Consider the following 9,704-nt stretch of genomic DNA (forward strand, 5'->3'; position numbering starts at 1 on the left):
CCGTGGGGAGGTAGATTCTCGGTGCGTTTACCCACACTTATGCACGAAGAGCCATTCTTTTGCTCGCTTCCGGTTTTGCTTTGTTCGCACTGCACCAACCGCAGGAGGTACAGAGCAGTGCTTACCGATTGGCGTTATGCGTCCATTCCGGCGCTTTCGGTCTTGCCTGTTTGCTGCTTGCAGCCCACATTCCGATGGCGTTTTTGTCAAGACAGTCACTTAAAGCCATGTTGAGTCTGGGCAAAGGCTTTTTGACAGAACAGGAAGCCATGAAGCATGCCGCCCTTTGGGTGAAAGGAGATTTGGAAATCGAGAGAAACGCCTTTGAAAGACAATCCGATCAAAATCAAACGATTTTGAGAGAAAAACGCTTGAATTGATACTGCGGCAAAACAGCCTCCGGAGGAGGCTGTTTGAGTATCCGTATCAAATATTGCTATGGCTTTATAAGCGCTTCCGGAACGAGAGCGTCGCAGTCAATGAGCTCCAACGACGTCACCATATGCAATGTTCCTTCCTTGTACTTCCTGAAGTGAGGCGTCTGGATATGATGTTGGTAAGCCTCTTGATTTGCATAGATTTCGAGAATGGCAAACCGCGTGGGGTTCTTTTTTTCCTGCATGCTGTACAGGACGCGAACGCCGGGTTCACGCTTCATTGATTCACGCCCCACTTCGGCGGCAAATGCCTTGTATTGATCAAGATATTCGGGCGCAACCGTGATTTTGGAGAGTCGCACAACGTTTTGTTCGTAGGGATTTGCTGCTGCAGTCGAGGGTGCCTCGGCGGCAAAGCCGGAAAATGAGATAACAGCCATACACGTCGCTACCAATGAAAGAACTTTGATCATTGCTAATCCTTGATTATGGTTGAGGTTTAACCGCAGACGGTACTGCCCTCATGCACCCGCTGCGGCAATCGGTCCGACAATCAATCCGCTGGCAATCACATCGCACAAGCGGGTCGAAATGGAACCGCACGTTGCGCCAATGGCATAAAGACCGGGGATCGGCGTATCGTCGGCGGCCCTCAATACCTGAAAGTTTGGATTGACTTCCAATCCGCCTTCCGTTTTGAAACGAACCGGCCAACTCGGCGTTGACACATAAAAAGGTCCTTTAAGAGCACGGAATAGCTTGTCTTTACGTCCGAATTCCGTGTCCCCTTTTCCCGCTGCGGCATCATCTGCAATTCTCTGCAGCGTCCTTTGCAGCCCCTTGGGATCAACACCGGCTTTTGTAGCTGCTTCTTCGATGGTCTGCCCTTTGAAAAGGGCCTTTGCCGACAATAAATCGGCGTAGCGCCAACGTTCCTTGTTCGGTCCCGTCACCGTGGCTTCGTCCAAGACAACGTAGGCGCCGTCAATGTTTTGCCTAAAGCAGGCCAGTGCACAGCCTGCGTAGCGGCTTTCGTGCTCATTGCAAAATCGTCTGCCGAATTTGTCGACTAGGTAAGCCGTATCCGTATCAAAAAGAATCCACGACGGACTTCGGTCACCCGGTTTGGGGGCCGCAAAGAGTTTTGGCATGGACTCCATGTCTTCGATGGCGCCACCGACAAGTCTTCCCAGTGTGATGCCGTCGCCGTCGTGACCCGGCGGAACGCCTTCGCCGATAGCCGTGAATCCTTTGGAAATATTGGCCCACACACGTTTATATCGGCGCATCATTTGCCGGTTGTCCGAAAAACCGCCAGTGGCAAGCACCACGGATCGAGCACGGATAAATTGTGTTTTGCCATCCCGCACAAATCGAACGCCAGTGACGCGATTTTGACCTTTATCTTCGGTTTGTGTTTCAAGTCCTGTCACTGCGCTATCGAGCAAGACGGAGACACCGCGCTTTTGAAGTTCATCGAGCATGGCCTGCGCAAATTTCGGCATGGATCCCGGCTTGGACGGTAACAAAAAAGGCTGCTGCGGATTGATCGGCAAAAAATCAATGCCGTATGACATGACGAAGGCCGCTACTGCAGGAGACATTTCTGCTGAACGCCGCAAAACGTTCGGATCATGTTTGGCTATGCCCGAGTAAATCGGCGAGTTGGGCATGTTGTCGCGCACTTTTGACAGAGGTTCATCCGTGTGTCCCTCCTCGATCAGTTGCCAATACGAGTCAAGATCCGCTTTCCCTTTGAAGCCCTGCGCCTTATGGACTTCCGAATAGGCCGACGCGATGACGCCGGCCGATAATACGCCGTCGCCGCCGCAATAGCTTCGCTTTTCCAGAACCACGACTTTGGCTCCGGCACGTGAGGCCATCACAGCGGCAGTCAAACCCGCAAAACCGCCTCCGACGATCACAACATCGGTCGACATGTCGGCTTTCGGTTTGTCAGCCATATCTGCTGGCGAGGCCAACGCAACGCTCGACAAGGTCCCAAACGCCAAGGTGGACTGTAAAAGCTGCCTCCTTTTCATGATGAGTCTCCTGTTGCTGGCATGAATCCTTAGTTAGTCCGCTAGTTTCGTCACTGCGCGGGCCACACGAAATTCAAGTGTCTCCCAGGTTGCGCAGTTTCCTTTTTTCAGGGGATCGGCTTGCAAAAGCAAATTCAGCGAGTCAATCGATTCGCTTTGAGCAATCAGCATTCCTCCCTCGCCATGAACGTAGGCGCCGAAAAGAAGAAAGTCACCGTTTTCAAAATGACGGTTCAGATATTCCAGATGTGCCGGCAGATACGGTTTTGCCGCCTCACGATCGGTAATACGCACGTCGACCAGAAATTTCATTGCTATCTCCCCAATCTAGTTTTCAGCGCAGGCTTTAATTTCATCGAGAAGCCGCGCGGCATGTTCTTCGGCTTGCTTGAGGATTCGTTCGCGGTCGGCCTCAGTGTGGACGCCGGGAATAAAAATCATGCCGTTTGACCACACGGGAGCCAATGTCTTCATGCCGCACAAGTAAGCAGTCTGCAAAAGCGGCGGAAGGAATGCCTCCACCGGCCAGTTCATTGCACGTCCCTTTGCATACTCCTGAGCCGCCGCACCGGTCGTAAACGACAAAAGAAGCTTTTTGCCGTGTAAAGCTGTTCCTCCGGCGCCGTGGGCAAAACCGCGCGTCAGCACATCATCGATCCATTTCTTGAGAATCGCCGGAACCGAGTACCAATAAAACGGAAAATGCCACACGATCACATCGGCGCGCCGTAAAGCCTCTTGTTCCGCAGTCACATCGAAACCGTTGGGACCGCACAACTGCGCCAACGTTCTGATTTGCATCTCGCAACGGGATGATTCAAGCGCATTGAGCACGGCTTTGCCGGCAACGGAGGCTTCAGGATTCGGATGGCCGTTGATGACGAGAATTTTTTGCATGATTGCTCCATTCTTTCGAAATATCAGACCGGACGTATTGAACTGCCTTTTACATTTTTCAATCATCGGCGATATTTTTCATGGTCCATCATGTCAAATCTTTGCTTTTTTCTATCTATTTCAGACGAGATGAATTTCCGCTTTCCTATAATGGGATGTCTTCAGTCTCAGTTCTTCGCAAGAGACCCTTATGTTCGACGCTTTGCTCGAGTCCGCAGCTCAAATCATTGTCCGACATGTACCGCATCACGGCGTATTTCCCACATTGGTTCCCGGACTGACGCTCTATCGCATTGAATCCAATGCATTTATCGAACGCACGGCAGGTGAAATCATGACGACCTTTATCGTGCGCGGTCGCAAAACCACTGCGATCGGCGGGAAGATGCTGGAGTACGGTGCCGGAGAAAGTCTGGTGTGCGGAATTGCCTCGCCGAGTGAATTTCACACGCTCGATGCTTCGCGAGACAATCCCTTCCTTGCGCTTTCCGTGTCGCTCGATGCGTCGATTTTGATGGAATATGCCGATGCTTTGTCCGATCGGCATCATTCCGGAGAATTTTCAGAAATGCCCGGCGGTGTATTCGTCATTCGTCCGGACGAGGATTTGCGTGACGTGTTCCTGCGACTGCTGAAAATATTGGACCGTCCCAAACTGATTGCGGTGTGTGCACCGTTGATACTAAGAGAACTGCATGCTCTGCTTCTGGATTCATCCTGCGGAGCAGAACTCAGAGCACTTGCGAGTGCCGGATCCGAAGGCCATGCCGTTCTAAAAACCGTCAGTTGGATCCGGCGTAACTATGCGACAGATTGTTCGGTGGAGGAGCTGGCAAGGAAAACCAACATGTCAAATGCAACGTTCCACCGTAAATTCCGACAAGTCACCGGATTTTCGCCCGTCCAGTTTCGCAAGCGCGTCCGGCTGTTTGAAGCCCGCCGTCTATTAGTCGCTCGAGAAACAAACGTCACCTCGGCGGCTTTTGCCGTCGGCTACGAAAGCCTGGCTCAGTTCGTTCGGGACTATAAGGAACTTTTCGGCTTGCCTCCGCTGCGTGACATCAAGCAGCTTCACAACGCCTCAGACGATTGAGCAGTTGACCGGAAATTAATAGGACAACAAGGTTTCCCGGATCGCATCCCGAACAATCTCCAAACCGCTCTTTGCTCCGAGGAGTTTGCGCCGAATACCGGGCAAGTCCTTCCTCAGCGGCAAGCCTTCATCAGCTCAGCAATCTGAACAATATCCGAGGGCAACGTTCTGCAGCAGCCACCCAGACAAACGGCTCCCATAGCTTTCCATTTGGACACGAAGTCCGCCCAGCCCGGCCCCGAGACCGGATGATGCCAGGTCTTTGTCGTCGGATCATACGTTTCGCCCGAATTGGGATAAACGATCATTGGCTTGTCTGTGACGGACGAAATGCGCTGCAATGCGTCAGCCACCATTTCACGCTTGACGCAGTTGACGCCGACGGCGTCAACCAACGGATGCTTGCCGCACACTTCGGCAACCTCTTCGATCGGCGTTCCGTCAGCGATATGACCGCTGTCCTTCAATGTAAAGGTTACCCAGGCAGTCATGTCGAGCTCTTCCATCATCGAGAGAATGACCCTGACCTCGTCGAGCCTTGCCTGCGTCTCAACGGCGAAAAAATCCGCTCCGGCTTCTGTCAGAGCCTTCATGCGCAATTGGTGAAAGGTACGGTATTGACCGTCCGAAAGGTGATAGTCGCCCGTATATTCGGCACCGTTGGCAAGATAAGCACCATAAGGGCCGACGGCACCCGCGATCAAAAGAGTTTTCGGCTCTCGTTCCGGATGACGAATCAAAAAATCATCGCGAGCTTCACGAGCCAGCGTCACAGATTGAGCGATAAGCCCATATGCTTTCTGAGAGTCAATTCCGCGCTCTTTGAATCCAGCCTCGGTCGCTTGGTAGCTTGCGGTAATGGCAACGTTGGCTCCCGCTTCGAAATAATCAGCGTGCACCTGTCGAATCTTGTCCGGTTCTTCAATGAGTACGCGCGCACTCCAGAGCTTGTCGTTGAGGTCACAACCTGCCTTTTCAAGTGCTGTGGACATGGCGCCGTCAATCACGACGGAACCGCTCTGACGGATTAAATCGGCTAAAAGGTGCTGCGCCATTTGGTTTCCTCCCGGGTTGCGTTGTGGCAAAGAGCTTAACAAAAATACAAATCACCGGAAGTGGTTTCTCGGTTGATACGACTGCGAAGACTTGTGTTGTGCCAACGCTTTGGCGCCGATTGCTTTTGTCGGCTGATTTGAGGCAAATCGCAATACCTACACGGGAGTTTGTCCGGTGGTTGGCTTCATCAACCCAAATGACCTTAAAATTTAAAGCTTATTACCGCAATCCGGCGGTATGGATCGACACCGGCTTCCTGAAACCAATAATGCAGAAAAGAACCTTTTTATCCGTCGTGACGGCCGCAGTTGCGCTGTCTGTAGTTCCTGCCTGGGCAAACCAACATCCTAAGCGCACGCTGATTGTCGGCATGGACGCGACTTATCCGCCTTTTGGTTCTCAGGATTCCGAGACGCGCCAGTATGTGGGCTACGACGTTGACATCATTCGTGCGATCGGCAAGGCCGAAGGCTTTGACGTGGAATTGAGGAACCTCGCCTTTGACGGTCTGATACCTGCCTTGAAGACCGGCAACATCGACATTGCCATCAACGACATCACGATTACGCCCGAGCGTGCAAAAAGCGTCGATTTCTCCAACCGCTACTACATTGCCGGGCTAGGCATTGTCGTCAATGCCGACAATACGACGATCACCAAGGCCGAAGACCTCGAAGGCAAGCGTTTGGCTGTATCGATCGGTTCGACCGGCGAAGCCGCTGCCCGCAAGGTCAAAAACGCCGAGGTTCGAGTCTTCAACCAGCTCACAGAGTGCTATCTGGAACTTCGCAACCGCGGAGTGGACGCCGTGCTCAACGACATCCCGACCAACGACTACTACGTTGTCACCGCAGGCCGCGGCAAGGTGAAAGCGTTGCCGGTGGCTCTGACCCGTGAAGACCTGGGCATTGCCGTCAAGAAGGGCAACAAGGAACTTCTCAAGCGCATCAACCGCGGTCTAGCCACCATCAAGCAAAACGGTGAGTTTGCGAAAATCTTTGAGAAGTGGTTCGGCCGTCAACCTGAAGCTGAGCTGCTCAGTGACTGAGTTCACAACGGCTGATTCGTTAACGAAATAAACGACCGGGCGGTCAAGTCCGGCACTTGGTGCAACCTGACTTTGCGCAAGCGGTTTTGTTGCACCCGTTGCAGCCGCCGCAACACCCCGAGTGCTTACCTTTAAAGATGCGCAGCACAGCCAGGGCAAATGCGACGGCGATTATGAACAGAGCGATCCAACTGGCGGCATTCACGGCGCTCCTCCTTTTTAGCTCAGGCCAAGCATGCTGCCGCCCGTATAGACCACAAAAGCCACAACCCAGGCCACCGCACATTGGAAAACGGCAACGCCCGTCGCCCAGAGGCCTCCCAGCTCTCGCTTGATTGTCGCGATGGCGGCCACGCAGGGCGTATAGAGCAGGCAGAAGACCAATAAACTGATGGCTGTCAGGCCGCTTAATGCCGCCGTCAATGCTTCGGTAGAACCAAATGTCACCGAAAGGCTGCTCACGACGCTCTCCTTAGCCATAAATCCGCTGATCAAAGCGGTGCTGATGCGCCAATCACCGAAACCCAGCGGTTCGAACAAAGGTGAGATCCAGCCCGACACGACGGCCAACATGGAAAGCTGAGGATCTTCAACGGGATTGATGCGGAAATCAAAGGACTGCAGGAACCAGATGACGATGGTCGCCACAAAAATGACGGTAAAGGCGCGCTGCAGAAAATCCTTGGCCTTGTCCCACAAAAGCAAGGCGACATTGCGTGCACCCGGCAGTCGATAGTTCGGAAGCTCCATGACAAACGGCATGGCTTCCCCTTTGAACATGGTTCGCCGCATGACCAGACCGAGTGCAATGGCCGTGACAATGCCGAGGAGGTACAGCCCGATCATTACCAAAGCGCCTTGGCCCGGGAAAAAGGCTGCTACAAAAAATGCGTAGATCGGAAGCTTTGCCGAGCAGCTCATGAAGGGTGTGAGAAGAATCGTCATTTTGCGGTCGCGTTCGGACGGCAACGTGCGACTTGCCATCACGGCGGGCACCGTGCAGCCGAAACCGATCAGCATCGGCACGATGCTGCGCCCGGACAGGCCGATGCGTCTCAGAAAGACATCCATCACAAACGCGACGCGGGCCATGTATCCGCTGTCTTCAAGGAATGACAGGAAGAAAAAGAGGACGACAATGGTCGGTACGAAACTCACAACGCTGCCCACACCATTGAATATGCCGTCAATGATGAGCGAATGAATCGACTCGTTGACACTGAGACTCGTGAGCAAGGCATCGACCTTGTCGGTTGCCAAACCGATAACCCAGTCGAGGCCGTCGGTAAGCCACGCGCCGACGACATTGAACGTCATCCAGAACACCAGAGCCATGATAGCGACGAAAGCCGGAATGGCGGTGTATTTGCCGGTCAGAATGCGGTCGATTTCAAGGCTGCGCAAATGTTCTTTGCTGGTGTGAGGCTTAACGACGGTTTGCGCACAGACGTTGTCGATGAAACTGAAGCGCATGTCGGCGATGGCCGCGGCGCGGTCCAACCCTCGTTCGGCTTCAAGCTGCTTAAGGATGTGCTCGATCGTGCGCTTTTCATTAACGTCAAGATGAAGCTGTTCGGTAATGAGCGCATCTCCCTCGGCGATTTTGCTTGCGGCAAAACGAAGCGGAATGCCGGCTTGCTGAGCATGATCCTCAATGAGAAACATCAGGCTGTGCAGACAGCGATGTACCGCCCCACCATGATCGTCGGTCGAACAGAAGTCGTGGACTGCCGGTGTCTCGACAAACCGAGCGGCATGCAGGGCGTGCTCAACGAGCTCTTCGATGCCCTCTCCTCGACTCGCCGAAATCGGCACGACCGGAATGCCCAACAACGCTTCCATTTCATTGACGCGAACGGAACCGCCATTGGCAGCCACCTCATCCATCATGTTCAAGGCCAGAACCATGGGACGGCCGAGTTCCATGAGCTGCAGCGTGAGATACATGTTGCGCTCGATGTTGGTGGCGTCGACGATGTTGATGATGACGTGAGGATCGTCGCGAAGGATGAACTCGCGCGAGACGATCTCTTCGTTGGTGTATGGCGATAAGGAATAGATGCCTGGCAAGTCGGTGACAAGCGCCTCTTCGTGGCCTACGATACGGCCGTCCTTGCGATCGACCGTAACGCCGGGAAAGTTGCCTACGTGCTGATTGGACCCCGTCAATTTGTTAAAAAGCGTTGTCTTGCCGCAGTTTTGATTGCCCACGAGCGCGATGCGGACGGTTTCGGCCGTCATCAGGGGTTGCTCACGTTTGATCACCTGATTTTTTCCGGCTTCCGCGTAGCCGGGATGATCCATTTCTATCGGCTTGGGATGCGTTTGCTTTGTCGGCTCCCCTTTGCGGACATTTTTCACAAAAATCTCATTGGCTTCGGCTACGCGCAAAGTCAGTTCGTAACTGCGGATTCGGACCTCAATGGGGTCGCCCATCGGAGCTCGCTTGATCAGCGTTACCGTGGCCTGAGGGATCAGCCCCATGTCCAAAAAATGTTGGCGAAGCGCGCCGCTGCCGCCGACCACTTCAACGGTGGCGGATTGACCGACGTCAAGTTGATTGAGTGTGATAGTCATTCGTATTGATTCTCCCGGGAGTCGCCATTTTAGTTTGTGCTTTCACGGCTGTCGAAAAAAATCGTCGGGAGGAAGATGCGGAGAAAAATTTTTACAGAAATTTTTGAAATTTTCGGAACTAGTTCGAGCGGCTTATTGCGCCAACCTTAAAATCGTATTAAAAATTCACCCGCGGAACTTCTCGTGCCTGATGAGAAGTTCAACCGAATTCATTTACGACATACAAAACACCCCGTAAAAGGAGAACAAGATGAGCAAGTTCACGGTTTCCTGCGTTGTTGCAGCTGCCTCCATGATGATCTGCGCCGCCGCTCAGGCTGCCGGCGGCATGCCCTCCAAGATCCCGCATCCGATTGACGCCTACAAGATCACGGACGCCAACAACCCCTGCATCATGTGCCACGGCGATCAGTCCAAGATGGGCGCCGCCAAGGTGAAGGGCCAGCCGATGGCTATGCCGGCCGACCACTGGGTCAAGGGCGAAAAGAAGGCTGACGCCATGCACAACAACTGCACGATGTGCCACAAGAACTAATTTCTTGACGCACTCTGCATGAATAAAGCCCGAACTTCCGATCAAATGATCCCTAACGGAGGACTTTCGGGGGGAGAGC

General features: G+C 53.4%; 10 protein-coding genes. 4 read left to right on the forward strand and 6 right to left on the reverse strand.

Annotated features, from left to right (window positions below; all coding sequences use genetic code 11):
* Positions 1-59: 59 nt before the first annotated feature.
* A complete protein-coding gene (locus DW133_RS10015; protein WP_147408929.1) occupies positions 60-380 on the forward strand; it encodes a hypothetical protein in 321 nt (106 codons plus the stop codon).
* Positions 381-436: 56 nt separating this feature from the next.
* Here the strand turns inward: DW133_RS10015 and DW133_RS09790 are convergent, their stop codons facing one another.
* From DW133_RS09790 to DW133_RS09805, 4 genes are all read right to left on the reverse strand, one after another.
* Positions 437-817, reverse strand: a complete 381-nt coding sequence (locus tag DW133_RS09790; protein ID WP_158571192.1) for a putative quinol monooxygenase — start codon at positions 815-817, stop codon at positions 437-439.
* A gap of 81 nt (positions 818-898) precedes the next feature.
* Positions 899-2,341 carry an FAD-dependent oxidoreductase gene (locus tag DW133_RS09795; RefSeq protein WP_158571193.1) on the reverse strand — a complete coding sequence of 481 codons (1,443 nt, stop codon included), beginning with the start codon at positions 2,339-2,341 and terminating at the stop codon, positions 899-901.
* A gap of 111 nt (positions 2,342-2,452) precedes the next feature.
* Positions 2,453-2,731 carry a YciI family protein gene (locus DW133_RS09800; protein ID WP_118276479.1) on the reverse strand — a complete coding sequence of 93 codons (279 nt, stop codon included), beginning with the start codon at positions 2,729-2,731 and terminating at the stop codon, positions 2,453-2,455.
* Between the two features lie 15 nt (positions 2,732-2,746).
* On the reverse strand, positions 2,747-3,316 hold the full coding sequence (locus DW133_RS09805; RefSeq protein WP_158571194.1) for an NAD(P)H-dependent oxidoreductase: 570 nt from the start codon (positions 3,314-3,316) through the stop codon (positions 2,747-2,749).
* Between the two features lie 190 nt (positions 3,317-3,506).
* Here DW133_RS09805 and DW133_RS09810 point away from each other — a divergent pair, with 190 nt between their 5' ends.
* Positions 3,507-4,409 carry an AraC family transcriptional regulator gene (locus tag DW133_RS09810; protein WP_118276481.1) on the forward strand — a complete coding sequence of 301 codons (903 nt, stop codon included), beginning with the start codon at positions 3,507-3,509 and terminating at the stop codon, positions 4,407-4,409.
* Positions 4,410-4,522: 113 nt separating this feature from the next.
* On the opposite strand, the gene mmuM is transcribed toward DW133_RS09810, so the two are convergent.
* Positions 4,523-5,464 (reverse strand): homocysteine S-methyltransferase, encoded by a 942-nt coding sequence (gene mmuM, locus DW133_RS09815; RefSeq protein WP_118276482.1) that lies wholly within the window; start codon positions 5,462-5,464, stop codon positions 4,523-4,525.
* Between the two features lie 269 nt (positions 5,465-5,733).
* Here mmuM and DW133_RS09820 point away from each other — a divergent pair, with 269 nt between their 5' ends.
* Positions 5,734-6,513, forward strand: a complete 780-nt coding sequence (locus DW133_RS09820; protein ID WP_118276485.1) for a basic amino acid ABC transporter substrate-binding protein — start codon at positions 5,734-5,736, stop codon at positions 6,511-6,513.
* Positions 6,514-6,732: 219 nt separating this feature from the next.
* Here DW133_RS09820 and feoB read toward each other — a convergent pair whose 3' ends face one another.
* Positions 6,733-9,090 carry a ferrous iron transport protein B gene (gene feoB, locus DW133_RS09825; RefSeq protein WP_118276483.1) on the reverse strand — a complete coding sequence of 786 codons (2,358 nt, stop codon included), beginning with the start codon at positions 9,088-9,090 and terminating at the stop codon, positions 6,733-6,735.
* A gap of 250 nt (positions 9,091-9,340) precedes the next feature.
* Between feoB and DW133_RS09830 the strand changes: the two genes are divergently transcribed.
* The gene (locus DW133_RS09830; RefSeq protein WP_118276484.1) at positions 9,341-9,625 is read left to right on the forward strand and encodes a nitrate reductase cytochrome c-type subunit; all 285 of its coding nucleotides are present in this window, start codon (positions 9,341-9,343) and stop codon (positions 9,623-9,625) included.
* Positions 9,626-9,704: the final 79 nt, after the last annotated feature.

Source organism: Sutterella sp. AM11-39 (assembly GCF_003472385.1).
GTDB lineage: Bacteria > Pseudomonadota > Gammaproteobacteria > Burkholderiales > Burkholderiaceae_F > Duodenibacillus > Duodenibacillus intestinigallinarum.